The organism is Brachybacterium hainanense (assembly GCF_042434575.1).
GTDB lineage: Bacteria > Actinomycetota > Actinomycetes > Actinomycetales > Dermabacteraceae > Brachybacterium > Brachybacterium hainanense.
The window spans coordinates 139,940-165,788 of record NZ_JBHLSV010000005.1 but is presented as its reverse complement, the minus strand read 5'-3'; the positions used below and the strand labels follow the sequence as shown (position 1 = coordinate 165,788).

Sequence of the window (25,849 nt, the reverse complement as noted above, 5' to 3'; positions counted from 1 at the left end):
CCGCGCACAGAACCGAAAGGGAGGAACGACATGGCGGAGTACACGCTTCCGGATCTCGACTACGACTTCGGTGCTCTCGAGCCGGCGATCTCGGGCCGCATCATGGAGCTGCACCACGACAAGCACCATGCGACCTACGTCAAGGGCGCGAACACGGCCCTCGAGAAGCTGGCCGCGGCCCGCGAGTCCGGCGACTTCGGCTCCATCAACCAGTTCTCGAAGGACCTCGCCTTCAACCTGGGCGGTCACACGAACCACTCGATCTTCTGGAAGAACCTCTCGCCCGAGGGCGGCGACAAGCCGACCGGCGAGCTGGCCGCCGCGATCGACGAGCACTTCGGCTCCTTCGACGCCTTCCGCGCGCAGTTCACGGCCGCGGCGCTCGGCATCCAGGGCTCCGGCTGGGCGATCCTCGCCTACGAGCCGCTGGGCGGGAACCTCGTGATCGAGCAGTTCTACGACCAGCAGAACGGCGTGCCGGTCGCGACCATCCCGCTGTTCCAGCTGGACATGTGGGAGCACGCCTTCTACCTCGACTACCAGAACGTCAAGGCGGATTACGTCAAGGCCATCTGGAACATCGTGAACTGGGCCGATGTCCAGGCGCGCTTCGAGAACGCCTCGAAGACCACCGGACTGGTGAACCCCGGCGCCTGAGCGTCGATCTCGTCGTCGGCGCGCCGCCGGCACGACATCACGGACGGCCGGCCCCCGCGGGGGCCGGCCGTCCGGCGTTCCCGGGCCCGCACCTCCGGGGCATCGGCGCTGGTGCTCGTCCTCCCCATGGCACGCTCATCCACACTTCCGCGACCGTCCTGGCACTGCCGGCCGCGGCACCCGAGGCTGGGTGCCACGCGGCCCGCCACGGACCGGGGAAGGACCCCGGACATGGTGCAGGCCGCGGGAAGGACGTGAGGACATGAAGGAGATCCATACGACCCTGCAGGGCAACGCCTGCAGCGATCCCGTCATCATGCGCGGGGGCGAGGAGCCGTTCAGCGTGAAGGTGCGCATGGCGGTCAACACCCGGTACTTCAACCACCGCACGAACGAGTTCGAGGACCGCAAGCCCGAGTACTTCACGGTGTACACGCGTCGCAAGCTCGCGCGTCACGTGCTGGGGTCGGTGAAGAAGGGGCAGCCGCTCATCGTCACCGGCCGTCTGTCGACCCACGAGTGGACCGACGACCAGGGACGCGAACACAGCCAGCTCGCCGTCCAGGCCGAGGCGATCGGCCATGACCTCCTCTTCGGCACGACGGCGTTCAGCAAGGCCGCGGGCATCGCGGACGAGCCGGACTTCGATCCCGACACCGGAGTGATCATGACGGACGAGGGGGAGGCCGAGGACAGCGGTGACGGCGCCTCGCCCGTCGGCGAGCTCCTCGCCTCATGAACCGGCGCGATGCCCTGCCGCCCGCCGTCCGGGGAGCGGCAGGGCATCGCCGACTCGCGGCGCGCCCCTCAGGAGCTCCCGCGGACCCGCCGAGGCCCGCATGTCAACCGTGCAGCGACTCCGCCAGGGCCTGGGTCAGCTCCGGCAGGAGCGCCGGGCCCATCACGTACCGGGCGGGCCCGCTCGGACGATCGCCCGCGCGGCGCAGCGCCGAGTAGGTGACGCCGTCCTGGGTGGCGGCCACGAGCACACGCAGCGTGCCGCCGTCGAGCGCCTCGGCGGTCCGCCGCGCCTGGGCATCGGAGTCGTCGATGCGGCTGCGCCAGCTCGCGGCGGGCAGATCAAGGGCGAGCGCGCCGCCGACGGCGATGTCCGGCCACGACACGGCCGCGAGCGACTCGAGAGGATCGTGCATGGCCGGAAGCTCCTCGAGCTCGATCGGGGTCAGATGAGCGGCATCGGCTCCCAGCACATCGGTCGCCTCGACCCCCAGCAGCGCGGCGATGCCCGGCTGCTGGGCCAGCAGCGCCGCGCTGCGGGCCAGGGCGAACCACCGCGGCGCCCTGAGGGTCTCGCCGTCGACGTGCCGGCCGATCTCCAGAAGAGCGGCGGCCAGGGCCGCCGACTCCGGATCGAGGGGGTCTCCCTCGGGCGTGCGGGGTGCAGTCTCGTTCATGGGGGCCTGTCAGCTCGACCTGTCACAATGGAGGGGCCGCCGCTGTGCGCGGCGGCACCACACTGTACCCGGGACGTCGCATCCGCGGTCTGGATGCGATCCGCTGGCCCGAGCGCGCACAGGAGTGCGCGGGCCCCGGGAGTCGACGAGCATCGAACAAAGGTGACCCGTGAGCTATTCCGCCTCCTTCGGAGACCGACCCCGCCCGGCGCCGCGCCCGGGCGCCGACGCGAACGGAGGACCTCGGCGCGTCTCCCCGGTGACGGTCACGCTGATCGCCCTGGGAGCGCTGGTCCTCCTGCTGGTCCTCGCCTCCGAGGTGTACACGCGGTACCTGTGGTTCGAGCAGCTGGACTACACGCAGACGCTGACCACGCGCTGGATCACCCAGATCGCGATGTTCGTCGTCGGCTTCCTGCTGTTCGCGGTCCCGCTCTACGTGAGCCTGCGGGTCGCGTACACGAAGCGGCCGATCTACCCGCCCATCACCCGCGAGCAGGAGGCGCTCGAGCAGTTCCGCGGCGCGATCGACCCGCTCCGCCGCGGCATCACGATCGCCGGGCCTCTCGTGATCGGCGCCTTCAGCGGCCTCGCCGCCTCCCGCAGCTGGCAGGACATGCAGCTGTTCCTGCATCCGCAGACCTTCGGGCAGGCGGACCCGGTCTTCGGCCTCGACGCGGGCTTCTTCGTCTTCACCCTTCCGATGATCGAGGTGGCGATCTCCTTCGCCCAGTTCATCTGCCTGGTCACCGCGATCGGAGCGGTCGCCGGACACTTCGTCTACGGGGGAGTGGCCTGGGGGCAGGAGAGCGGCCTCGAGATCACGACCGCCGCCCGGCGGCACCTCGGGATCCTCGCCGTGGTGTACGTCATCCTGCTGGGCCTCGGGCACTGGTTCCAGCGCTACGGCCTCCTGACCACCAAGGGCCAGCTCTTCGACGGCGGCAGCTACACCGACATCAAGGCTCTCGTGCCGGCGCAGACCATCCTCGCGATCTGCGCGATCTTCGTGGCGGCCCTCTTCGCGGCCTGGATCTTCCGGGCCGACTGGCGCATCCCCGCGATCGGGGCGGGACTCATGATCGTGTCGACCCTCGTGATCGGCAGCGGCATCCCGTGGGCGATCCAGCAGTTCAAGGTCGCCCCGAACGAGCGCGCCCTGGAACAGCCCTACATCCAGAACAACATCGACGCGACCCGGACCGCCTTCGGCCTGGACGCCGTGAGCGAGGTCAGCTATGCGGCCGCGACCGATGCCGAGCCCGGGGCCCTGCGCGCGGACGCCTCGACGACCGCGCAGATCCGTCTCATGGACCCCACCGTCGTGTCCCCGACCTTCGAGCAGCGCGAGGCCAACCGCGCCTACTGGGGCTTCGACAAGGTCCTCAGCGTGGACCGGTACGAGATCGACGGCGAGCTCCAGGACACCGTGATCGGCGTGCGCGAGCTCCGCCCGGACAAGTTCAACCTCGAGGGCCGGTCCTGGACGGACCAGCACATCATCTACACCCACGGCTACGGCACGGCCGCCGCCTACGGCAACAAGCGCAACGCCGACGGCGAACCCGACTTCTTCCAGTCCGGCGTCCCCGGCGAAGGCGCCTTCGGCGAGTACGAGGAGCGCGTCTACTTCGGACGCCATTCCCCGGACTACTCCATCGTCGGCGCGCCCGAGGGCTCCGAGCCCGAGGAGTTCGACTACCAGGCGGGCACGGATGGCGAGGAGTCCGGCACCCTGCGGACGAACACCTTCCAGGGGGACGGCGGGCCGAAGCTCGACGGCTGGTTCCCGCGCCTGCTGTACGCGATCAAGTTCCGCGACCCGAACATCGTCATCTCCGACTACGTGAACGAGGAGTCGCAGATCCTCTACGACCGCGACCCGCAGTCCCGGGTCCGCGAGGTCGCCCCCTTCCTCTCCCTGGACTCCCAGACGTACCCGGCCGTCGTCGGCGGCAAGCTGGTCTGGGTCGTGGACGGCTACACCTCCACCGACCGGTACCCGTACTCGACCACCGTGAACATGGACGACGTGATCACGGATTCGAAGACGGACCCGCGGGAGTCGGCCGCGCACCGGGACAGCGAGACCAACTACATGCGCAACGGCGTGAAGGCGACGGTCGACGCCTTCGACGGCTCCGTGGACCTCTACGCCTGGGACACCGAGGACCCGATCCTCCGCGCCTGGGAGGAGGTCTTTCCCGGCGCCGTCCAGCCCGCCTCCGAGATCGACGCGGAGACGATGAGCCACCTGCGCTATCCCTCCGACCTGTTCAAGGCGCAGCGCGAGCTCCTGGGCAAGTACCACGTGACCTCCGCCGACGAGTACTACACGCAGCAGGACTTCTGGCAGGTCCCCCCGGATCCCACGGACAAGGTCCAGGACAATCCGGACGGCACCCCGGGCACGCAGAAGGACCAGCCCCCGATGTACCTGACGATGCAGATGCCCGGCCAGGACGAGCCGCGCTTCATGATGTCGACCAGCTACATCCCCGCCAACGGCCAGAACGTCATGACCGGATACCTCGCCGTCGACTCCGAGACCGGGGACACGGCGGGCAATCCGGCCGAATCCTTCGGCGACCTCACCCTGCTCGTGCTGCCCTCGACCAACCCGGTCAACGGCCCCGGACAGGTGCAGGCGACCTTCAACTCCGAGCCGAATGTGTCGCAGGCGCTGAACCTGCTCAAGTCCGGCAACTCGGAGGTCATCAACGGCAATCTGCTCACCCTCCCCGTGGGTGGCGGCCTGCTCTACGTGCAGCCTGTCTACCTGCAGTCCTCCTCGCAGGGCGGCGGCACCCAGTACCCGCTGCTGCAGATGGTGCTGGTGTCCTTCGGCGACAAGATCGGCTTCGCGCCGACCCTCGACCAGGCGCTGGACGAGGTCTTCGAGGGCGATTCCGGCGCCTCGGCCGGTGATGCCGCGGTGCCGAACACGGGCGGTGAGTCCGGAGCGGTGGACGCCGATACGGGGGAGACGACGTCCCCCGGCTCCGGGGACGCGACGCCGCCCGAAGGCTCCGGCGATGCGACGACCTCGCCGGCCGACGGCTCCGCGCAGGAGCGCCTGGACACGGCGATCGCGGACATGGACCAGGCCGTCAAGGACTCCGAGGCCGCGATGGCTGCCGGCGACTGGACGAAGTACGGCGAGGCGCAGGACCGCCTGCAGGATGCCGTCGAGCGGGCGGTGGCGGCGAACACCGAGCTCCAGGGCGGCGGCTCCGCGGCGGCGCCCAGCGACAACGGAGGCTGATCCGCTGTCGCACGCCCGGCCCGCACCGAGGCCGCATCGGCCGTCGTCCGCCCAGGACGGCGGCCGATCGTCGTCCTCTGCCGCCGGGGCGATCCCGGGACCAGGTGCCCCGGACGAGTCGCGACGTGGCGTGCCGCACGCTCCGCCCGTTTCGGCTGGACGCAGACGAGCCGGTGCCATAGTCTTGATGAGTCGCCGCGGGGTGGAGCAGTTCGGTAGCTCGCCGGGCTCATAACCCGGAGGTCGTAGGTTCAAATCCTGCCCCCGCTACGAGAAGAAGGGCCCCTGGCCGGTATCGCACCGGTCAGGGGCCCTTCGTCATGGCCGGGAACGGTTCCGCGACCGACGGCCGGATCCTCGGGACGCCGGCGATCCTCCATGCGGAGGCCGCGGTCGTCGCGCCGGCGACGTGTCGTGATCGGGTGGACCGTCGCTCACAGCCCGGTCCGGCGGCAGCGTCGTGCGGGGCGTCACGTTCCACCCGCTGCGGGTATCGCTCCAGGTCATCGTGGGGTAGAGTGGTCTCTGTCGCCGCGGGGTGGAGCAGTTCGGTAGCTCGCCGGGCTCATAACCCGGAGGTCGTAGGTTCAAATCCTGCCCCCGCTACGAAGAAAGCGGCCCTGACCAGGTATCTCACCGGTCAGGGCCGCTTCCGCATTCCTGCCCCGGTCACGATCGGTATGCGCGGAGGGGCAGGGCAGTGTGTCCGCCCCGCGACCCTGCCGAGGAGGCGCCGGTTCCTGTCGCCCGCGAGGGGGGCAGCGCGGCGGGGAGGACGCGCATCGCACGCCGCCGCGGATTCTGCTTGGATCAGGGCATGAGCACTGACGCTTCCCAGCCCCGCACCCTCCTGTTCATCGGCGATTCGATCACCGACTGCGGGAGGCGCGAGGACCCCCAGCACCTCGGCTTCGGCTACGTCCGCCTCATCGCCGAGCACTACGCCGCCTACGAGCCTGCCACGACCGTCATCAACACCGGGATCGGCGGGGACCGCGTGAAGGACCTGCGGGCCCGGTTCCGCCCCGACTGCCTGGACCACGACGCCGACATGGTGACGATCTACGTGGGCGTCAACGACACCTGGCGCCGCTACGACCGCGATGACCCGACCGAGGACGACGCCTTCGAGGCCGACTACCGCTACCTGCTGGATCAGCTCTTCAGCAGCCGCCCCGCGCGGCCCGTCGTGCTCATGCTCCCCTTCGTCACCGACGTCGACGAGGACAAGGCCCGTTTCCACGAGGACCTCGACGGGAAGATCGCGCGCATCCGCTCGCTCGCCCGTGAGTTCGGCACACGGGTGGTCGACCTCGAGTCCGTCATGTCCGATGCCCTCCGGCGCGGGCACACGCCGGGCTCCCTCGCCGAGGACGGCGTGCATCCCAGCACGGCCGGCCATCGCCTGCTGGCCGATGCCTGGCTCGAGGTCGCGGGCGGGCGCTGAGAGCCTGCTCAGCCCAGCGGCGCGGTGACGTCCAGGGAGATGAAGCCGCGCCGCAGCACGGACCGGGGGAGGACCAGCACCTCATCGGGGCGCCATGGATTGCGCAGCGTGATGGTGCCGGTGACCGGATCGGCGCCGACCACGGCCATCACATGGTTCGCCGGCAGCCGCCCTCCCGGGACCGTCACGAGCGGGCTGAGCGGATGCGTGGAGGCGAGCACCGCCCGCCCCTCCGCCAGCAGGTCCCGGATGCGCCTCGGGGACGGCAGCAGCACCAGGGTGCGCACGCGGACCCCGGTCAGCGCCGCGAGACCGGAGCGGCCGAAGCCCCGCGCGACAAGCCGGTAGGAGCCGGCGAGATGGGCGGCGAACGCCTTCTCGAACAGACCTGCCCAGCCAGGGCCCTGACCCGACTGCGTGGCGTACACCCAGCGGCCTCGCGCATCCACGGGCATCTCCCGGTCGACGGTGATCACGGCGGCCGCGAGACGCACGTGCCATCGGCCCTCCCCCGCGTCGACGAGCGCGCTCTCGAGCAGCTGCGGGGCCTGCGCGTGCACGCCCAGCAGAGACGCCATCACCCAGCAGTCGCCCAGGCGCCCCTGCCGGGGCCGCCTGCTTAGGTCCAGGGGCGTGGCATCCGGCCTCCAGCCGTGCATGTGCGGGCCCGGGGCGGGGCGGGCTGCCGCCTCCCGGCCCGCAGGATCCTCGGGAACGGCAGGGGCGCTGCGACGGAGCAGGACTCGCTCCGCGGACAGCAGCAGGTCCCGGACACGACGACGCCACGGCGTCCGCCCGGTGGGCGCGACGCCGTGGCGTGCTGTCATGTGCGGGGCCGGGGCGTCGCGGTCAGTGCGCGGCGGCCGGGACGGCCTTCTGGCCCACGGTCTCCATGACCTGCTGGAACCAGGGCTGGTCGACGTCGAAGGCCTTGTGGCCCGCGATGCGCTCGAACTCGATCGCCCGCAGCACGTCGCCGCGCTCCTCGTCGTGGCCGATCACGCCGGTGCCGCCCTCGAGGGCGACCTGCACGGCGAGGTCCGTCATCGACTTGATCAGGCGCAGGTCGTAGGCGTTGGCCTTCGCGGAGCGGGCGAAGTAGCCGGACTTCTGCACCATGACCTTCTCCGCGCCCAGCTTCTCCGCGAACTGCTTGGCGAACCACTGGCCCGGGTTGATGGTGTCGAGCTTGACGTGGCCGAAGGGATCCTTCTCCGGCTCCTCGCCGCGGGCCTGCATCTCCGCGACGATCTCCGGGATCCCGGCGCCCTCGGACAGGAAGATGTTCACGCAGCCGGTCTCGTCCATGACCTTCCGCAGACGCTCGGCCTCCCCCTCGATGTCCAGGGCCAGCTCCGGCAGGAACACGGCGTGCACGTCCCAGCGGTCGCCCGAGAGCCCGATCTCCGGCAGCCAGTCCTGCTTCGCGTGCCACTCCTGGTAGGCGCGGGCGGCCTCGGCGGTCAGGTAGCCGCAGGCGCGGCCCATGATCTCGTGGACGATGAGCATGCGCGGGTTCGAGCCGTGCTCGGCGATGACGTTCTGCGCGAACAGGCTGGTCTGCTCCGCTGCGGTCTTCGCCCCCAGGGACTGGCGGATCGGCACGATGTCGTTGTCGATCGTCTTGGGCAGCCCGACGACCTGCAGCGGGTAGTCGTTGTCCGCGAGGTACTTCGCGAGGTCCGCGGCGGTCGTGTTGGTGTCGTCGCCGCCGATGGTGTGCAGGACGTCGACGCCGTCGGCCTTGAGCTTGTCCGCGGCGACCTCGAGGGCATTCTCGCCCTCCTGGATCAGCCCACGTGCCACGAGGTCCTTGGTGTTGGTGAGCTTCACGCGGGAGTTGCCGATGGGGGAGCCGCCGAACTCGTGCAGCACCGCGGCCTTCGCGCGCACGGTCTCGTCCACGACGATCTTCTCGCCGGAGAGGAGACCCCAGTATCCGTGCTTGTACGCGATGATCTCGACATCCGGCACGAGCTCGGTGTAGCGCTCGATGAGCCCGCCCACGGCGGAGGACAGGCACGGGGCGTAACCGCCCGCGGTGAGGAGGGCGACGCGCTTGACGGTCATGGAGCAGGTTCCCTTCGGAAGGAAGACATCCGGACGGGGAGAGTCTACCGATGCCGCACGGTTCCCGTCGCGCCGGCCCAGCAGGGGACCCGAGCCGGTCAGCTCTCCTGGTCGGAGCCGGAGAGCGCGGTCAGCACCTGCTCGTGGAGATGCCCGTTCGTGGCCACGGCGCCGCCGCCGAACGGCCCGTCCTCGCCCTCGAGGGAGGTGAAGCGCCCGCCCGCCTCGGTGACGATGGGGGCCAGGGCCACCATGTCGTGCAGATGCAGGGACGGCTCGGTCGCGACGTCGACCGCCCCCTCGGCCAGCAGCATGTACGACCAGAAGTCGCCGTAGGCGCGGGTGCGCCAGAACCGTTGCATGAGGTTCAGCATGGCGCGCAACCGGCCCTGCTCGGCCCAGGCGTCGAGCGCCGAGTAGGACAGGGAGGCGTCCTCGACCCGGTCGACCTGCGAGACCCGCAGCGCCGAGGCGGAGCTGATGCGCGTCCCCGTCCAGGCGCCGGCACCGGTGGCGGCCCACCACCGGCGGGAGAGCGCCGGGGAGGAGACCAGCCCCATGACGACCTCTCCGTCCTCGACGAGACCGATCAGCGTCGCCCACACGGGCACGCCCCGCACGAAGTTCGCGGTCCCGTCGATCGGATCGATCACCCATTGCCGGGCCGCGGTGCCGGTGCTGCCGAACTCCTCGCCGATCACCTGGTCGCGCGACCGGGAGCGCGAGAGCTGGGCGCGCACGAGCTGCTCGGCCGCACGGTCCGCGTCCGTCACCTCGGTGAGATCCGGCTTCGTCTCCACCACGAGGTCCTGCGCCTTGAAGCGGGACATGGTCAGCTGATCCACGGCATCCGCGAGGACATGGGCGAGGCGGAGATCATCGGCGTAACGGGTCGACATGGGATCCACTCTACGGAATCAGGGCGCGCTTCCCGTGCTTCACAGGTCCCAGGGATCGTTGCGCCGCAGCGCCGTCGCCAGGCGCCGATAGGATTCCAGGCGGCTCGGGCCCGCAGTGCCGGCCCGGCCCTCCTCCACGGCGGCGTCGAGGCTGCAGTCCGGGGAGTCCTCGAGATGCGTGCATCCGCGCGGGCACTCCTCGGCGAGCGGGGCGAGGTCGGAGAACGCGTCCAGCAGGTCCTCGGGATCGACGTGGCCCAGGCCGAAGGAGCGGACGCCGGGCGTGTCGATCAGCCACCCGTCCTGTCCGGGCATCCGGAGCGCGAGCGCGGACGAGCTCGTGTGCCGCCCGCGGCCTGTCACGTCGTTGACCTCGCCAGTCGCCCGGCCCGCCCCGGGGACGAGGGCGTTCAGGAGCGTGGACTTGCCGACGCCGGAATGGCCGATGAGCACGCTCGTGCGTCCGGCGAGGCGCTCGCGCAGGCCCGCGAGCCCCTCGATCCCCCCGTCGGCCGTCCGACGGGTGACCACATGGTCCAGGCCGAGCGGCGCATAGGCCTCGAGGAACGGGGCGGCCGGGCGCAGGTCCGCCTTGGTGAGCACGAGGAGCGCGTCCACGCCCGCGACGTAGGCGGCCACGAGGCAGCGGTCGATCATGCCGCCGCGCGGCTCGGGGTCGGCGAGCGCGGTCACGATCACCATCAGGTCCACGTTCGCGACCAGGGGCCGCTCTGTCGCGTCGTCGTCATCGGCGCTGCGACGCAGGAAGGAGGAGCGCTCCTCGATCCGCACGATCCGGGCGAGCGTGTCGTGCCGCCCGGAGACGTCCCCGGTGAGTGCGACCATGTCCCCGGGCACGACGGGACGTCGGCCCAGCTCCCGGGCACGCATGGCGGTCACGGGGCGCTCGTCCGGTCCTCCCTCGTCCACGACCGTGCGCCAGCGTCCGCGGTCCACGGCCACGACCCGGGCGGGCGTCGCGTCCGCGTGCGCCGGACGGTCCTTCGTGCGGGGCCGCGAGCCGCGCCGGCTGGGGCGCACCCGGACGTCGGACTCGTCCCAGTCCCGGGCTCCGCGACCTACCACGACCCGCCCGCGGGAACATCGGTGTGCAGCATCGCCAGCCACATGCCCACGAAATCCGGGAGGGTCTTCTGCGTCGTCTCGACGTTGCGGACCCGCAGGTCCGGGACCCGCAGCCCGATGATGGCCGCCGCGGTGGCCATGCGATGGTCCTCGTAGGTCTCGAAGACCTCGCCGTGCAGCGGACCGGGATGGATCTCCAGCCAGTCGGGATGTGCGACGGTGCGGGCGCCGATGTTCGTCAGCTCCGCGGCGAGCGCCTCGAGCCGGTCGGTCTCGTGGCCGCGCAGGTGGCCGATGCCGCGAAGACGGCTGGGGGAGTCCGCGAGGGCCGCGAGGGCCGCGATCGTCGGGGTGAGCTCTCCGACCGCGGAGAGGTCGGCGTCGATCCCGTGGATCGCTCCGGTGCCGCGCATGCACACCTCGTCGTCCTCGCGCCACACCTCTGCGCCCATGCGGGCCAGCAGCGCGCGGTAGGCGTCGCCGGGCTGCGTGGTCGCCTCCGGCCAGTCCGCGACCGCGATGGTGCCGCCGGTGACGAGGGCTGCGGCGAGGAAGGGACCGGCGTTGGACAGATCGGGCTCCACGACCACCTCGCCCAGCTCGATCGGGCCGCGGCGGACGATCCACTCGTGCACCCCGTCCTCGAGCGGGGTGTGGACGACCGTGACGTCCGACTCGGCGAGGGTCTCGATGGTCATCTCGATGTGCGGCAGCGAGGGCAGGGTCGCGCCCACGTGGCGGATCACCAGGTCCTCCTCGCAGCGGGCGCCCACGAGCAGGAGGTTGGAGATGAACTGGCTCGAGGCCGAGGCGTCGATCGTCAGCCGGCCGCCGGGGAGGCGTCCGGTGCCGTGGACGGTCAGCGGCAGGTGGTCCTTCTCGCCGTGCTCGGTGACCTCCACGCCGAGCCCGCGCAGTGCCGCGATCACCGGTCCCATCGGCCGCGCGAGCGCCGCCTCGTCACCGGTGAAGCGGACATCGCCGTTGCGCAGGGCCGCGAGCAGCGGCACGAAGCGCATGACCGTGCCCGCCAGTCCCGTGTGGATCTCGACCGGATCCAGGGGCTCCGCCGTCGCCGCCGGGATCGGTTCGACCCGCAGGGCGTCGTCCTCGACGGTCAGGGAGGCGCCGAGCCGCTCGAGGGCATCGCGCATGAGGCGCGTGTCCCGGGAGACGAGCGCCCCGCGCAGCAGGGTCGGCGATGCGGCGAGGGCGGAGAGGATCATCCACCGCGCGGTCAGCGACTTCGAGCCGGGGACGCTCACGAGGGCGTCGACGGGACCGGTCGCGACCGGTGCGGTCCACAGGACGTCGGGCACAGTCGGCCTCAGGCCCGTGACTCGGCGAGCTTCGCGGCGATGCCTCGGACCGGGTCGTCCTCCCGGGCGCCCGAGCGGACGGCCTTGGCCGTCTTCCCTGCGGACTTCTCGAGCTGCTTCTTCTTCGCCTCGGCGTTCTTCTGAGCTCGCTCGAGGAACTGCTCGACCTGGTAGCGCAGCGAGGGGCGCCCGTCATGGTCGACGACTGCGAGCAGCACGCCGCCCAGCAGCCCCGCATCGGTGGCGATCGCGGCCAGCTCCTCGAGGCGCTCCGGCCCGGACAGCTCCCAGATCTTGCGGCGACCGGCCCAGCCGACCGTCGTGGTCACCAGGAGCACGCCGGCGGCAAGGCGCGGATTGCGACCCGTCGCGTACATCAGGCCCGCGCCCGCCGCGACGGCGCCCGAGACCCGCAGCAGCTCCTTGACCCCGACGGCGTTCGGGACCGCAGTGGTGTGCAGGGCGCGATCCGCGCCCTTGAAGGCGGCGGGGAGCACATCGATGGCCCGCGACGGGGAGACGGCGGTGCGGACCCCGTCGACGATGAAGGGCGCGGCGAGCAGGGGGCGGGCGATCCGGCGGACGAGCGACATGGTGACCTCACGTTCGTAAAGCGGGCGTGCACGACCCATGCGGGCCGGTGTCCGCACCAGAGTAGCGTGCCTCACCTCGCGAGGGCGGAGCCGACGGCCCGCGGACGCCGGGGACGGCGGCGCCCCGGGGAACAGGCGCCGGAGAGCGCCGGGGACCCCGGGGAACACGGAGGACGGGTGCGGCGTTGTGCTCGATGTGCCCGGAGCCCGGTGCGGACGGGCACGCGCATCCCTCCGACGCGCGCACGACGAGCACCACCAGGACGAGCCCGGGGACGGGCCCGGCGGAAGGACCCACCCGTATGACTGCACCGGCTCCGGCACCACCGGCCCGTGGCGTACGGTTGTCCCCGATGAGCCCGACCGACACCGCCCCCGACACCGCTGCGGACTTCGACTTCGAAGCCGAGGCGCTGTCCCATCTCGATGCCCTCTACGGCGGCGCCCTGCGGATGACGCGGAAGCCCGAGGACGCGGAGGACCTCGTGCAGGAGACCTTCATGAAGGCCTTCCGCGCCCGCGACCGCTTCACACCCGGTACCAACCTGCGCGCCTGGCTGTACCGCATCATGACCAACACCTACATCTCCTCCTACCGGCAGAAGCAGCGTCGGCCCAAGGAGGCCTGGACCGATGAGGTGCAGGACTGGCAGCTCGCGGACGTCGAGTCCCATACGAGCACCGGACTGCGCTCGGCCGAGCACGAGGCCCTGGACCGCCTGCCCGACTCCGCCGTCAAGGAGGCGCTGCAGGAGCTGCGCGAGGACTACCGCATGGCGGTGTACTACGCCGACGTGGAGGGCTTCGCCTACAAGGAGATCGCCGAGATCATGGACACGCCGATCGGCACGGTCATGTCCCGGCTGCATCGCGGACGCCGCCAGCTGCGCGAGCTCCTGGGCGACTATGCGGTCCGCAACGGCTACGCGGCGCCGACGGCGCCGTCCTCCCAGGAAGGGGAGAAGAAGTGACGGAGAACCCGGGAGACAGCGGACGCGATCCCCGCTACGGCCTCGAGGAGGCGCTGGACGGCGAGCTGCCGCGCGAGACCGTGGCGCGCATGTCCCGGCACACCGAGGACTGCCCGGAGTGCGCCGACGAGTGGGAGCGCCTGCGACGGCTCAAGGAGCTGGTGCGGCGCAGCTGCCGACAGGACGTGGCCCCGTCCCGACTCCGCGAGCGGATCAGCGTGGAGTGCCAGGACCTGCTGTACACGCGCACCGAGCAGGTGACCCGCATCGACGTCGACGGACGCCGCACCACCGTGACCCGCACCCTGCGCATCGAGGGCGGCACGCTCCCCGAATGAGAGCCGTCGGGCATCCGGCATGCACGAAGGGCCGTCCCCTCGGGGACGGCCCTTCTCATGTCCGGCCGGAACCGGCGGCGCACCGGTCTGCGGGTCCGCTCGTTCCTCGCGGATCCTCCGCCCGGAGCTCGCCCGATCAGGCGTTGGGGCGCTTGCCGTGGTTGGCGCCGCTCTTGCGACGGGACTTGCGCTTGCGACCACGCTTGCTCATCACGCTCTCCTTCCTTCGCCAGGACAACCCCGCTATTGTGCCACAGCCGGAGGGGAGCCGCCGGCGGCGTCCGAGGTCAGCGTGAGCCGAGGAACTCTCCGAAACCGCCGTGCAGGGCGAGCCAGGCGATCAGGCCGTAGCCCGTCTGCCCGGGCAGGTCCCGACCGCTGCGGGCGAGGTCCGCCGTCCACTGATCGTGGCCGTCGAGGGCACCCACCGTGTCGATGAAGGGGACCCGGCGCCGAGCGCACACGTCCTCGAAGGCGGCAGACAGCTCCCGGATGGAGGCGGTGCGGCCGCGGTCCAGGCTCGGGGGAGGACCGACCACGAAGGACGGGATGCGCAGGCGCTCGAGCCCGTCGAGGACCTTCGCGAGGTTCAGGCGCGAACGGGCCAGCGAGATGCCCGACGTCACGTCCGAGGAGCCCAGCCCGATCACCACGCGATGCTCGAGCAGGCCCGCGGACTGCGCCTCCGGATCCAGACGTTCCGAGACGGCCGCATCCCAGCGCTCGCCGAGCGAGGCCGAGGTCTCGCCGGGAAGAGCCGCCGTGAACAGCTCGATGCGGGCGGCCGGGTCCTGCTCGGAGGCGACGGCCCGGCCCAGCCAGCCGAGGGCTCGGGCATCGCCGGCTCCGGCGAGCAGCTCGTCGCCGAGAGCGATCACGCGGATGCGGGCGGTGCCGGGGACGGCGGTGTGCAGGGGACGGTCCTCCACGCGGAGACCTCCTAGGTGGGGTACGGCGGGCGATGCAGGATGCCCGGGTCCGCGGAAAGCACGGACCCGGGCATGATGTCAGGCCTGGAAGGCGCGGTCCAGCAGGTCCTGCTGCTCGGCCTTGTGGCGCTTCGCGGAGCCCGTGGCGGGCGAGGCGGAGGCCGCGCGTGCGGCCACGCGCAGCGTGCGGCCGGTCTGCGCGGCGAAGTTCACGGCCATGTAGGACCAGGCGCCCTGGTTCTCCGGCTCCTCCTGGACCCACATGAGCTCGGCATCGGGGTAGGCCGCGAGGGCCTTCGAGAGCTGCGCCGCCGGCAGCGGGTACAGCTGCTCCAGGCGCACGATCGCGACATCCCGGATCCCTTCCTTCTCCCGCTGGGCGAGGAGGTCCCAGTAGACCTTCCCGGAGGTCAGAAGGACGCGACGGACCTGCGAGGGATCCACGTCGGTGTCCGGGAGCACCGGCTCGAAGCCGCCCGTGGTGAAGTCCTCGATCGAGCTGACGGCCGCCTTGTTGCGCAGCATCGACTTCGGGGTGAAGACGATCAGCGGCTTGCGCGGCTCCAGCAGCGCCTGACGGCGCAGCAGATGGAAGTAGCTGGCCGGCGTGGACGGCACGGCGACCCGCATGTTCTCCTCCGCGCACAGGAGGAGGAAGCGCTCGATGCGAGCGGAGGAATGGTCCGGCCCCTGTCCCTCGTAGCCGTGGGGGAGCAGCATGACGACCGAGGAGTTCTGGCCCCACTTCTGCTCCGAGGCGGAGATGAACTCGTCGATGATCGTCTGGGCGCCGTTGACGAAGTCGCCGAACTGCGCCTCCCACAGGACGAGGGAGCTCGGGCTCTCGACCGAGTACCCGTACTCGAAGCCCAGCGCGGCGAACTCCGAGAGGGAGGAGTCGTAGACGTTGAAGCGCGCCTGGTCCTCGGACAGGTGCGAGATCGGCGTCCACTCGTCCTGCGTCTCGTGGTCGATGAAGACCGCATGGCGCTGCACGAAGGTGCCGCGGCGGGAGTCCTGACCGGCCAGGCGCACCCGGCGGCCCTGCAGCAGCAGGGAGCCGAAGGCGAGGATCTCGCCGAAGGCCCAGTCGATCCTGCCCTCGCGGGACATCTCGTAGCGCTTGGCGGCGAGCTGCGCGAGCTTGGGGTGGAGGGTGAACTCCTCGGGGAACTGCGCGTGCGCGTCGCCGATGAGCTCGATCACCGAGCGCGAGATCGGTGCGATCTCGGTGCCCGCCCCCGTCTGCTGCTGCTGGGCGCGGGGCAGCTCGAGCCCCTGCACGGAGGCCGAGGGGTCCGCCTCGGAGACGGCGCGCGCCTGGGCGAAGGCCTGGTCGAGGTGCGCCTGGAAGTTGCGGACCACGTCCTCGGTCTCGTCCACGGTCAGATCGCCGCGCTCGATCAGGGCCTCGGTGTACTTCTTGCGCACGGTGGGCTTGTTGTCGATCAGCTCGTACATGCGCGGCTGGGTCATCGACGGGTCGTCGCCCTCGTTGTGGCCGCGGCGGCGGTAGCAGACCATGTCGATGACGACGTCGCGGTGGAACTTCTGGCGGTAGGCGAAGGCGATCTCCGCGACCCGCACGCAGGCCTCGGGATCGTCGCCGTTGACGTGGAAGACCGGCAGCTGGGTGGACTTCGCGACGTCGGTCGAATAGAACGAGGAGCGCGAGGAGTCCGGCTCGGTGGTGAAGCCGATCTGGTTGTTGATGATCACGTGGATCGTGCCGCCGGTGCGGTAGCCGCGCAGCTCCGAGAGGTTGAGGGTCTCGGTGACGACGCCCTGGCCCGCGAAGGCCGCGTCGCCGTGGATGAGGATCGGGACGATCGGGAAGTCGGCGCCGCGCTCGGCCTTGTCCTGCTTCGCGCGGACGATGCCCTCCAGCACGGGGTTGACCGCCTCGAGATGCGAGGGGTTCGCCGCGAGGTAGACCTTGGTGGTCCGTCCGTCCTCGGCGGTGTAGGTGCCCTCGGTGCCGAGGTGGTACTTCACGTCGCCCGAGCCCATCGTGTTCGGGCCGACCGCGCCCTCGAACTCCTGGAAGATCTGCCCGAAGCTCTTGCCGGCGAGGTTGGACAGCACGTTCAGACGCCCGCGATGGGCCATGCCGATGCAGACCTCGGTGATGCCGTCCCGCGTCGCGTCGGTGAGGATCGAGTCCAGCAGCGGGATCACGGATTCGCCGCCCTCGAGGGAGAAGCGCTTCTGGCCCACGAACTTGGTCTGCAGGAAGGTCTCGAACGCCTCGGCGGCGTTGAGACGGTCCATGATGTGGGTGACCTGCTCCTTGGTCAGGGGGGCGCGCTCCGTCTCGAAGCGGTCCTGGATCCAGCGGCGCTCCTCCGGATCGGCGATGTGCATGTACTCCACGCCGATGTTGCGGCAGTAGGCGTCGCGGAGCATCCCGAGGATGTCCCGCAGCGTCGCCTCCTTCGTGCCGCCCAGGCCGCGGGTCGGGAAGGTGCGGTCCAGGTCCCACAGGGTCAGGCCGTAGGTCTGCACGTCCAGGTCCGGGTGGGTGCGCACCTTGTACTCGAGGGGATCGATGTCCGCCATGAGGTGCCCGCGCACGCGGTAGGAGTGGATCAGGTCCATCACATGGGCGAACCGCTCCTCCTGCGTGTCCTGCAGCGGGTTGTCCGCGACCCAGCGCACCGGCTCGTAGGGGATCCGCAGGGAGGCGAAGATGCGGTCGTAGAAGCCGTCCTTGCCCAGGAGCTTGTCCGCCATCTTCTTGAGGAACTCGCCGGAGGCGGCGCCCTGGATGATGCGGTGGTCGTAGGTCGAGGTCAGCGTCATGACCTTGGAGACGGCCAGCTGCGCGAGGGTCGAGGCGCTCGCGCCCTGGAACTGCGCGGGGTAGTCCATCGCCCCGACGCCGACGATGCAACCCTGCCCTGACATGAGACGGGGGATCGAATGGACGGTGCCGATGCCGCCCGGGTTGGTCAGCGTGACCGTGGTGCCCGAGAAGTCGTCCATCGTGAGCTTGTTCGCCCGCGCCTTCTTCACGATCTCCTCGTAGGCGGCGAGGAAACCCGCGAAGTCGAGGCGCTGGGCGCCCTTGATGCTCGGCACGACGAGGCCGCGGGAGCCGTCGGGACGGGGCATGTCGATCGCGAGGCCGAAGTTCACGTCCTCCCGCTTCAGCAGGACGGGCTTGCCCTTGTCGTCGACGTCGAAGCCGTTGTTCATGTCGGGCAGCTCGACGATCGCCTCGATCATGGCCCAGCCGATGAGGTGCGTGAAGGAGACCTTGCCGCGGCGGTTGCGCTTGAGGTGGTTGTTGATGACGATGCGATTGTCGAACAGCAGCTTCACAGGGACGTCGCGCACCGAGGTCGCGGTGGGGACCTGGAGCGACTCGTCCATGTTCCGCACGACCGCGGCGGCGGGGCCGCGGAGCTTGACGACTTCGGGAGCGCTGAGCTCGACGACGGGGATCTGCGAGGTGGTCGTGGGGGCCTTCGCGGGGCGGTCCGAGGTGTTGGAGACCGTCGGGGCGGGCGTGGAGTTCACGGACTCGGATTCCTTCGTGGGCGCGGGAGCGGCGGGAGCCGTCCGGGGAGCGGGGGCGGGGGCCTCGTGCTCGGGCCGCGGCGACGCTGCTGCGGCAGGGGCGGGGGAGGCGGAGGCCCGGGCGGGGGAGCTCTGGGAGGCTCCGCCCTCCTCGGGCGCGGCCGGGGCCGCGGGGGTCGGAGCGGCGGCCGTGTCCTCGGGCGGTGCGTCCGCCGTCACCGGAGCGGCCGGCTCGCGCGTTCGGAAGAACTCGGCCCAGCTCGGGTCCACGCTGGTGGGGTCCTCGGTCCACTGCTCGTGGAGGGCGTCCACGAGCCACTGGTTGGGGCCGAACTCGGGGGCCTCGTCCTCAGGGGGTGGTGTCTGCTGTGACACTCTGCGATCGCCAGCCTTCGATACGTCGTGGGAGTTGACCTGCCCAGCCTAGCCGAGCAGGGCAGGGGATGTGGACGGCCGGCGGAGCCGGGGCGGTCCGGTCGCGCACCGCGTCCCGCCCCCGCCTCCCGCAGGGTGCAGATCCATCCGGTGGGTCGAGGAATCATGCATCCGGGAGGGTGACCCGGATGAGCGAGGAGGACCCTCCCGCGCCGGTGCCCGCGGAGGGGTCGTCGACGACCTCGATCGTCCCGCCGTGCAGGTTCACCGCCCAGCGGGCGATTGCCAGGCCCAGCCCTGTCCCGCCGGTCGTGTCGGACCGGCCGCCGCGCTGGAAGCGCTCGAAGACGAGCTCCCGCTCGGACAGGGGGATGCCGGGCCCCTCGTCGGACACCTCGATCATCACCGTCCCGGCCTTCTCATCGGCTCGCGCGCGGACCCGGACGCGCCCGCCGGGAGGGGAGTGCCGCGAGGCGTTGTCGAGCAGATTGGCGATCACCTGATGCATGCGCGCGGCATCGGCCTCGAAGGTCAGCTGCGGGGGCTCCACGTCGATCACCCAGCGGACCTCGCGGCTGCGCGCCCGGGCGCCGAGCGCCGCGGCATCGGCGACCTCGTGCAGGAACGGCGTGAGCTCGATGCGCTCGGTGGTGATCTCGCTGACCCCCGCATCCAGCCGGGACAGGTCCAGCAGGTGGTCGACCAGATGCGAGAGCCGCTCGGTCTCGGTCAGGGCCACCTCGAGCGCCGCGGGGTCCGGCTCCGTCACCCCGTCGACCAGGTTCTCGAGCTGCGCCCGCAGCCCGGCGACCGGAGTCCGCAGCTCATGGGACACGTTGGCCACGAGCTCCCGGCGCAGCAGGTCCGTCTCCTGCAGCTCGGCGGCCATCGACGTGAAGGCGCGCGCGAGCTCGCCCACCTCGTCGTGGCTGGTGGCGTCGATGCGCTGCCCGTAGTCGCCCTCCGACATGGCCTGCGCGGCCCGGGTCATCTGCCGCAGCGGCGAGGTCATGCCGTGGGCGAGGACCTGCGTCAGGACGAGCGCCGCGATGATCGCGACCGGGATCGCGAGGAAGGGGTTCAGCGCCGCGGAGGCGCTCAGCCAGGTCAGCGCCGCGGTGAGGGTCACCGCGGCGACGACGATGACGCCGAGCTTGACCTTGAACGAGCCGAGGCGGTCGAGCGGCCGGTTCATCAGACGCCGGGCCCGGTCGCCCCACCGGCGCCCGGAGCCTCCTCGCCCAGGCCGTCCTCCGGCTCCGCGGGGATCTCGAGCGCATAGCCCACTCCGTGCACGGTGCGCACCAGATCCGAGCCGAGCTTCCGTCGCAGCGCCTTCACGTGCGAGTCCACGGTCCGGGTCCCGGTCGCGTCGACCCAGTCCCAGACGTCCGCCAGCAGGTGCTCGCGCGTGAGCACGGTGCCCGGGGACGTGGCCAGGCACAGCAGGAGGTCGAACTCGGTCGGCGTGAGATGCGCGGGCACGCCGGCGCGCATCACCCGGCGACCTGCGCGGTCGATCACCAGATCGCCGATCTCGAGGGCCACCTGCGGGTCGGCCGGGCCGGGAGCGGCCGCGGCCTGCTCGGTGCGACGCACCCGGCGCAGCAGCACCTTCAGCCGGGCCACGAGCTCGCGCATCGAGAAGGGCTTGGTCATGTAGTCGTCGGCCCCGACGCCGAGGCCGATGAGCATGTCGGTCTCGTCGTCCCGAGCGGTGAGCATGAGGACGGCGACGGGGGAGTCGGCCTGGATGCGTCGGCACACCTCGAGGCCGTCGATCCCGGGGAGCATGACGTCCAGCACCACGACGTCGGGCTGGACCCGCTGCACGGTCGCGACGCCCGAGGGGCCGTCCAGGGCGGTGGAGACCTCCCAGCCCTCGGCGGTGAGACGGTCCGCAATCGCGCTGGTGATGGTGGGCTCGTCCTCGATCACGACGACCCGGGTGGGCGTGGTGGCGCCGGGCATCCCGGCGGGCGGAGCGGCATCAGGGCGTGAGGTCGACATGCGGTCACTGTACTGGCGCGGCCTCCGGCTCCCGGAGAGAACGCGGAGAAGCGTCCCGGGAACCGTCAGGCGGGTCCTGCTCCTGCCGTAGAATCGACGCCACTATGGACGATTCCCCCGCGCCGAGTACCGGCGCGCGCCCGCCCGTGCAGCAGGCCTTCCCGGCCTCCTCGAGCTGCTCCCCGGCGGTGCGCGCACTCCCCGTGAACGGGGAGGACGACCTGTGACCTGGATCCTTCTGCTCTGCGGCGTGCTGCTGACCGCAGGAACGGCGGTCTTCGTGGCCTCCGAGTTCTCCCTCGTGGCCCTGGACCGCCATACCGTCTCCAAGGCGGTCGAGGACGGGGACCGGAAGGCGGCCGGCGTGCTGTCGGCCCTGACCCATCTGTCCACGAACCTCTCGGGCGCGCAGCTCGGGATCACCATCACCACCCTGCTGTTCGGCTTCGCCGTGCAGGACCCGCTCGCGGGGCTGCTGACGCCGCTGGCCGCCTCCGCCGGGATCCCGGCGGGCGTCGCGGGTCCGGCCTCGGTCGTGGCGGCGATGGTGATCGCCTATGCCTTCTCCATGCTCTTCGGCGAGCTGGTCCCCAAGAACCTCGCGATCGCCGCCCCGATGGGGACCGCGAAGGTCGTCGCTCCGATCCAGCATGCCTTCACCCTCTTCTTCCGTCCGCTCATCGCCGTGTTCAACGCGACGGCGAACGCGGTCCTGCGCCTGGTGGGGATCGAGCCGCAGGAGGAGCTCTCCGCGGCCCGTTCGCCCGCGGAGCTCGAGTCGCTCGTGCGCCGCTCCGCCCGCGCCGGCAGCCTCGACCGGGGCACCGCGGTCCTCCTCAGCCGCACCCTCGCCCTCGCGGGGCGCGAGGCGGCCGACGTCATGACCCATCGCGGCGCCATGGTCGCCGTCGAGGCCGATGCGACCGCCGCCGACGTGCTCGAGCTGAGCCGCACGAGCGGGCACTCGCGCTTCCCGGTCATCGAGGGCAGCGAGGACGACGTGGTCGGCGTGGTGCAGGTGCGCCAGGCCGTGACGGTGCCGCGCGAGGAGCGGGCCGCGGTGCCGGTGCGCTCGATCATGGCGGAGGTGCACCGCCTTCCCGAGACGGTGCCGCTGGACAGCCTGCTGCTGGACCTGCGCGAGCTCGGCGCCCAGATGGCGGTCGTGGTCGACGAGTACGGCGGCACGAGCGGCATCGTCACCCTCGAGGACGTGATCGAGGAGATCGTCGGCGAGGTGAGCGACGAGCACGACGAGGGGGAGCCGGAGCGCTTCGCCCGCGAGGGAGAGGACGGCTGGCTCGTCTCCGGGCTCATGCGGCCCGACGAGATCCGTCGCGAGCTCGGCGTGATCGTGCCCGAGTCCAGCGACTACGACACCCTGGGCGGGCTCGTCATGGACGAGCTGCGCCGCATCCCCGAGATCGGGGACGTGGTGGAGACCGCCGGGCTGCGCCTCGAGGTCACCGCGATGGACGGCCGCCGCCCGGACTCGATCCGCATCGGCGTGCTCGAGGACTCTGCCCGGGTGGTCCGGGACGAGGAGGACGAGGACGATGAGTGACACCGCTGCCCTCCTGCTCGGCCTGGCCATGCTGATCGGCAACGCCTTCTTCGTGGGGGCCGAGTTCGCCGTCATGAGCGCCCGGCGCAGCCAGCTGGAGCCGCTCGCGGAGAAGGGCACGCCCGGCGCGAGGACCGCTCTGTGGGCCGTCGAGCACGTCTCCGTCATGCTCGCCGCCGCCCAGTTCGGCGTGACCGTCTGCTCGGTCACCCTGGGCGCGGTCGCGGAGCCCGCGATCGCGCACATGATCGAGCCCCTGCTGGCGCGCGTCGGCGCCCCCGAGGTACTGGTGCATCCGATCGCCTTCGCCGTCGCGCTGCTGATCGCCTCCTACCTGCACGTGGTCTTCGGCGAGATGGTCCCCAAGAACATCTCGATCGCCGTTCCCGTGGGCGCTGTGTGCGTGCTCGCGCCGCCGCTCGTGCTCGTGGCACGGGTGTTCACCCCGGTGATCTGGATCCTGAACGTGATCGCCAACGGGATCCTGCGGCTCCTGCGCATCGAGCCGCGCGACGAGGTGGAGAGCGAGTTCACCGCCGAGGAGATCGCGGCGATCGTCGACGAGTCCCGGCGCGAGGGGCTCCTCGAGGACGAGCAAGGGCTGCTGCGCGGGGCCATCCAGTTCTCCGAGCGCACCGCGCGCGAGGTCATGGTGCCGATCTCCGAGGTCGTCACGGTCACCCACGACGTGTCCCCGGCGCAGATCGAGGACCTCGTGGCCAGCACCGGATACAGCCGGATCGGCGTGCGCAACGACGCCGGGGATCTCGTGGGATACGTCCACCTCAAGGACGTGCTGCTGTCGCCGGAGGATCCGGCGGAGGCCTATGAGCGCCCCATCCATCCCGGGATCGTCCGGGCGGTCGTCTCGGTCGCCGACGACGACGAGATCGAGGAGGCCCTGCGCGCCATGCAGTACAACGGCGCGCACATGGCCCGGGTCGACTCGCCGACCTCCCGCAGCGTCGGGGTGGTCTTCCTCGAAGACGTCCTCGAGGAGCTCGTCGGCGAGGTCAAGGACGTCATGCAGCGCCGCCGCGGCTGAGCCCCTCCGACGCATCCGGGCGGAATCCGGGCAAGCGCAGTCCCGGGGGAGACCAGCAGGTCGGGGCGCTCCGCGCCCCGCGTCGAGGTGTCGCAGGCGTCACCTCCGGAGCGCTCCCAGGTCAAGGATTCCTCGGGCTGCCGGGTGCACGGCAAAGTCTTGGCAATGTCCCGCCCCGGGGACCTGGACGACGCTCTTGTCGTTTGTACATTTGAACCTGTTGTTCCGCGTGCGCCCCTTCCCCCTCCGGCGTCGCCGGAGCGGAACAGGACAAGTCGACCGTCGAACGGAAGCAGGTACACCCGTGGCGAACCACCGCGCTGCAGGACGAGCACAGATGCGCCCCCTCAAGGTCTCCGCGGGAACGCGGCGCGACTCGATCGTCCCCGCCGGTGCCGTGAAGGTCGGCATGCTCGGAGCCCTCGCGACCGCGACCATCGCGGTGCCGCTCGCCTCCGCCACCGCCGGCGGCCTCGAGGCGAGCGTCCCGCTCGCCGACGCCGTCAGCCCCGCCGCCGCGGCCAGCACGACCCCCGCGACCGTCACCCCCACCGACGCCCCCGCCGTGGCGCTCCCGCAGATCTCCGCGACCGTCGAGCGCACGGACGCCCCCGCCGCGAACCGCTCGACCGAGCGCACGAGCCCCGCAGAGGACGTGGCCGCCCCCGAGCAGAGCGCCGAGGCCGATGCCCCCGAGGCGTCCGGCGGCGAGGTCGTCGAGGCCGAGTCCCGCACGGTCACCGATGCGACGACCGCCGCCCTCGTCGCGGACGACTCGAGCGCCTCCCTGACCGTGGACGTCCCCGAGCCCGAGGTCGCCGAGCTCCTCGCCGCCTCGCCCAGCAGCCCCGGCGGCTACATCAAGCCCGTCAACGCCCCGATCACCTCCGACTACGGCGTGCGCGTCCACCCGGTCCTGGGCTACGTGAAGGGCCATGAGGGCACCGACTTCGGCGCGGCCTGCGGCACCCCCGCGCGCGCCGCCAAGGGCGGCACCGTCGTCGCCGTCGAGTACAACTCCTCCTCCGGCAACCGGGTCAAGATCGACCACGGCGACGGCGTGACCACCGGGTACTACCACCTGCAGGGCTTCAACACCACCGTCGGCGCCGTCGTCGAGCAGGGCGAGACCATCGGCTACGTCGGCTCGACCGGTCGCTCGACCGGCTGCCATCTCCACTTCGCGAAGATGGACGCCTCGGGCGCCTACTCCGATCCGATGTCGCTGTTCGAGTGAGCCGCGCACCCCTGGTCCTGGGCGTCGAGTCGTCCTGCGACGAGACGGGCTTCGGGCTCGTCAGCGAGGGCGTGCTGCTGGGGCAGGGCCTCGCCTCGAGCGCCGCCCAGCACGCCGAGTTCGGAGGGGTCGTCCCCGAGATCGCGGCCCGCGCCCACCTCGCCGCGGCCGTCCCGACCCTGCGCATCGCCCTGGCCGACGCCGGCGTCGAGCTCGCGGACGTGACCCACGTCGCGGCCACCAGCGGTCCGGGCCTCGCGACCGCCGTGCACGTCGGCCTCGCCGCCGCGAAGTCCCTCGCCTGGGCCCTGGACGTCCCGCTGTACGGCGTCCACCACCTCGCCGGCCACGCCGCCGCCGACACCCTCGAGCACGGGCCCCTCCCGGCGCAGAGCATCATCCTCATCGTCTCCGGCGGGCACACCTCGATCCTCCACGTGGGCGACCTCGTCCGCGATCCGATCGAGCACCTGGGCGACACGCTGGACGACGCCGCCGGCGAGGCCTTCGACAAGGTCTCCCGCCTGCTGGGCCTCGGATACCCCGGTGGGCCTGCGATCTCCCGGGCCGCCACGGGCGGCGACCCCGCCGCCTTCGCCTTCCCCCGCGCCATGCTGCGCCCGGGCGATGCGCCCTACACCTTCTCCTTCTCCGGGCTGAAGACCGCGGTCGCCCGCACCGTCGAGAAGATCGAGCGGGCGGGGGAGCAGGTCCCCGTCGCGGACATCGCCGCCTCCTTCGAGCAGGCGGTCGTGGACGTGCTGGTCACCAAGGCGCTGCGGGCCGTCGAGGACCGCGGGCTGTCGACCCTCGTGATCGTCGGAGGCGTCGCCGCGAACGCGCGCCTGCGGGCCGTCGCCGCGGAGCGCTGTGCCGCCCGCGGGATCGAGCTGCGCGTGCCGCCACCGCGCCTGTGCACCGACAACGGCGCGATGATCGCAGCCGTCGGCGACCTGCTGGTCCGCTCGGGCGCGGAGCCGAGCGGCCTCGGCATCGCCGCCGACCCCTCCGCCGTCCTGCACGGAGCGCAGCTGCCGCTGCTGCGGTGACCTATCTCTCGAACCCCGCCGCGTGCCCCGGCTGGGCATGAGCAGGGGCTTCGACGTT

General features: G+C 71.4%; 23 protein-coding genes and 2 tRNA genes. 13 read left to right on the top strand and 12 right to left on the bottom strand.

Annotation, left to right across the window (positions count from 1 at the left end; genetic code table 11):
* Positions 1–30 precede the first annotated feature (30 nt).
* Positions 31–657, top strand: a complete 627-nt coding sequence (locus tag ACFFF6_RS05745; RefSeq protein WP_376979037.1) for a superoxide dismutase — start codon at positions 31–33, stop codon at positions 655–657.
* A 262-nt stretch (positions 658–919) separates the two neighbouring features.
* Positions 920–1,396 carry a single-stranded DNA-binding protein gene (locus ACFFF6_RS05740; RefSeq protein WP_376979035.1) on the top strand — a complete coding sequence of 159 codons (477 nt, stop codon included), beginning with the start codon at positions 920–922 and terminating at the stop codon, positions 1,394–1,396.
* A gap of 103 nt (positions 1,397–1,499) precedes the next feature.
* Here ACFFF6_RS05740 and ACFFF6_RS05735 read toward each other — a convergent pair whose 3' ends face one another.
* Complete coding sequence (locus tag ACFFF6_RS05735; RefSeq protein ID WP_376979033.1) at positions 1,500–2,072, bottom strand: PPA1309 family protein; 573 nt, start codon at positions 2,070–2,072, stop codon at positions 1,500–1,502.
* Between the two features lie 169 nt (positions 2,073–2,241).
* On the opposite strand from ACFFF6_RS05735, the gene ACFFF6_RS05730 reads away from it, so the two are divergent.
* The 4 genes from ACFFF6_RS05730 to ACFFF6_RS05715 all read left to right on the top strand — a co-directional run bounded on the left by ACFFF6_RS05730 (position 2,242) and on the right by ACFFF6_RS05715 (position 6,784).
* Entirely contained in the window at positions 2,242–5,337 is a 3,096-nt protein-coding gene (locus ACFFF6_RS05730; RefSeq protein WP_376979031.1) for a UPF0182 family membrane protein, read from the top strand.
* Positions 5,338–5,533: 196 nt separating this feature from the next.
* Positions 5,534–5,607, top strand: a tRNA-Met gene (locus tag ACFFF6_RS05725).
* A 262-nt stretch (positions 5,608–5,869) separates the two neighbouring features.
* Positions 5,870–5,943 (top strand) — tRNA-Met (locus ACFFF6_RS05720).
* Positions 5,944–6,154: 211 nt separating this feature from the next.
* Entirely contained in the window at positions 6,155–6,784 is a 630-nt protein-coding gene (locus ACFFF6_RS05715) for an SGNH/GDSL hydrolase family protein (protein ID WP_376979029.1), read from the top strand.
* An 8-nt stretch (positions 6,785–6,792) separates the two neighbouring features.
* Here the strand turns inward: ACFFF6_RS05715 and ACFFF6_RS05710 are convergent, their stop codons facing one another.
* The 6 genes from ACFFF6_RS05710 to ACFFF6_RS05685 form a co-directional block, all read right to left on the bottom strand.
* Positions 6,793–7,611: a C2 family cysteine protease gene (locus ACFFF6_RS05710; RefSeq protein ID WP_376979028.1), complete on the bottom strand. Its 819-nt coding sequence runs from the start codon at positions 7,609–7,611 to the stop codon at positions 6,793–6,795.
* Between the two features lie 22 nt (positions 7,612–7,633).
* Positions 7,634–8,854, bottom strand: a complete 1,221-nt coding sequence (locus ACFFF6_RS05705) for a pyrophosphate--fructose-6-phosphate 1-phosphotransferase (protein WP_376979026.1) — start codon at positions 8,852–8,854, stop codon at positions 7,634–7,636.
* Between the two features lie 98 nt (positions 8,855–8,952).
* The gene (locus ACFFF6_RS05700) at positions 8,953–9,753 is read right to left on the bottom strand and encodes an inositol monophosphatase family protein (protein ID WP_376979025.1); all 801 of its coding nucleotides are present in this window, start codon (positions 9,751–9,753) and stop codon (positions 8,953–8,955) included.
* A 39-nt stretch (positions 9,754–9,792) separates the two neighbouring features.
* A complete protein-coding gene (rsgA, locus tag ACFFF6_RS05695; RefSeq protein WP_376979024.1) occupies positions 9,793–10,839 on the bottom strand; it encodes a ribosome small subunit-dependent GTPase A in 1,047 nt (348 codons plus the stop codon).
* Entirely contained in the window at positions 10,833–12,158 is a 1,326-nt protein-coding gene (gene aroA, locus ACFFF6_RS05690; protein ID WP_376979022.1) for a 3-phosphoshikimate 1-carboxyvinyltransferase, read from the bottom strand. The genes rsgA and aroA overlap by 7 nt, the downstream gene beginning before the upstream one ends.
* Before the next feature lie 8 nt (positions 12,159–12,166).
* Positions 12,167–12,751: a hypothetical protein gene (locus tag ACFFF6_RS05685; protein ID WP_376979020.1), complete on the bottom strand. Its 585-nt coding sequence runs from the start codon at positions 12,749–12,751 to the stop codon at positions 12,167–12,169.
* 353 nt (positions 12,752–13,104) lie between these two features.
* Between ACFFF6_RS05685 and ACFFF6_RS05680 the strand changes: the two genes are divergently transcribed.
* Positions 13,105–13,722 carry a sigma-70 family RNA polymerase sigma factor gene (locus ACFFF6_RS05680; protein WP_376979018.1) on the top strand — a complete coding sequence of 206 codons (618 nt, stop codon included), beginning with the start codon at positions 13,105–13,107 and terminating at the stop codon, positions 13,720–13,722.
* Positions 13,719–14,060, top strand: a complete 342-nt coding sequence (locus ACFFF6_RS05675) for a zf-HC2 domain-containing protein (RefSeq protein ID WP_376979016.1) — start codon at positions 13,719–13,721, stop codon at positions 14,058–14,060. The genes ACFFF6_RS05680 and ACFFF6_RS05675 overlap by 4 nt, the downstream gene beginning before the upstream one ends.
* A gap of 136 nt (positions 14,061–14,196) precedes the next feature.
* Here the strand turns inward: ACFFF6_RS05675 and ACFFF6_RS05670 are convergent, their stop codons facing one another.
* The 5 genes from ACFFF6_RS05670 to ACFFF6_RS05650 all read right to left on the bottom strand — a co-directional run bounded on the left by ACFFF6_RS05670 (position 14,197) and on the right by ACFFF6_RS05650 (position 20,857).
* Positions 14,197–14,271, bottom strand: a complete 75-nt coding sequence (locus tag ACFFF6_RS05670) for a 50S ribosomal protein bL37 (protein ID WP_370297284.1) — start codon at positions 14,269–14,271, stop codon at positions 14,197–14,199.
* 76 nt (positions 14,272–14,347) lie between these two features.
* On the bottom strand, positions 14,348–14,989 hold the full coding sequence (locus ACFFF6_RS05665) for a GDSL-type esterase/lipase family protein (protein ID WP_376979014.1): 642 nt from the start codon (positions 14,987–14,989) through the stop codon (positions 14,348–14,350).
* A 78-nt stretch (positions 14,990–15,067) separates the two neighbouring features.
* Positions 15,068–18,886, bottom strand: coding sequence for a multifunctional oxoglutarate decarboxylase/oxoglutarate dehydrogenase thiamine pyrophosphate-binding subunit/dihydrolipoyllysine-residue succinyltransferase subunit (locus ACFFF6_RS05660; protein ID WP_376979012.1), 3,819 nt, complete (start codon positions 18,884–18,886; stop codon positions 15,068–15,070).
* A gap of 163 nt (positions 18,887–19,049) precedes the next feature.
* Positions 19,050–20,081, bottom strand: a complete 1,032-nt coding sequence (locus ACFFF6_RS05655; protein ID WP_376979011.1) for a HAMP domain-containing sensor histidine kinase — start codon at positions 20,079–20,081, stop codon at positions 19,050–19,052.
* Positions 20,081–20,857: a response regulator transcription factor gene (locus ACFFF6_RS05650; RefSeq protein ID WP_376979326.1), complete on the bottom strand. Its 777-nt coding sequence runs from the start codon at positions 20,855–20,857 to the stop codon at positions 20,081–20,083. The genes ACFFF6_RS05655 and ACFFF6_RS05650 overlap by 1 nt, the downstream gene beginning before the upstream one ends.
* A 143-nt stretch (positions 20,858–21,000) precedes the next feature.
* Between ACFFF6_RS05650 and ACFFF6_RS05645 the strand changes: the two genes are divergently transcribed.
* The 5 genes from ACFFF6_RS05645 (at position 21,001) to tsaD (ending at position 25,791) form a co-directional block, all read left to right on the top strand.
* Complete coding sequence (locus tag ACFFF6_RS05645; protein ID WP_376979010.1) at positions 21,001–21,123, top strand: hypothetical protein; 123 nt, start codon at positions 21,001–21,003, stop codon at positions 21,121–21,123.
* Positions 21,120–22,460 (top strand): hemolysin family protein, encoded by a 1,341-nt coding sequence (locus ACFFF6_RS05640; RefSeq protein ID WP_376979008.1) that lies wholly within the window; start codon positions 21,120–21,122, stop codon positions 22,458–22,460. The genes ACFFF6_RS05645 and ACFFF6_RS05640 overlap by 4 nt, the downstream gene beginning before the upstream one ends.
* On the top strand, positions 22,453–23,505 hold the full coding sequence (locus ACFFF6_RS05635) for a hemolysin family protein (RefSeq protein ID WP_376979006.1): 1,053 nt from the start codon (positions 22,453–22,455) through the stop codon (positions 23,503–23,505). Before ACFFF6_RS05640 ends, ACFFF6_RS05635 begins: the two co-directional genes overlap by 8 nt.
* Before the next feature lie 337 nt (positions 23,506–23,842).
* Positions 23,843–24,742 carry a M23 family metallopeptidase gene (locus ACFFF6_RS05630; RefSeq protein ID WP_376979004.1) on the top strand — a complete coding sequence of 300 codons (900 nt, stop codon included), beginning with the start codon at positions 23,843–23,845 and terminating at the stop codon, positions 24,740–24,742.
* Positions 24,739–25,791 (top strand): tRNA (adenosine(37)-N6)-threonylcarbamoyltransferase complex transferase subunit TsaD, encoded by a 1,053-nt coding sequence (gene tsaD / locus ACFFF6_RS05625; RefSeq protein WP_376979002.1) that lies wholly within the window; start codon positions 24,739–24,741, stop codon positions 25,789–25,791. The genes ACFFF6_RS05630 and tsaD overlap by 4 nt, the downstream gene beginning before the upstream one ends.
* Positions 25,792–25,849: the final 58 nt, after the last annotated feature.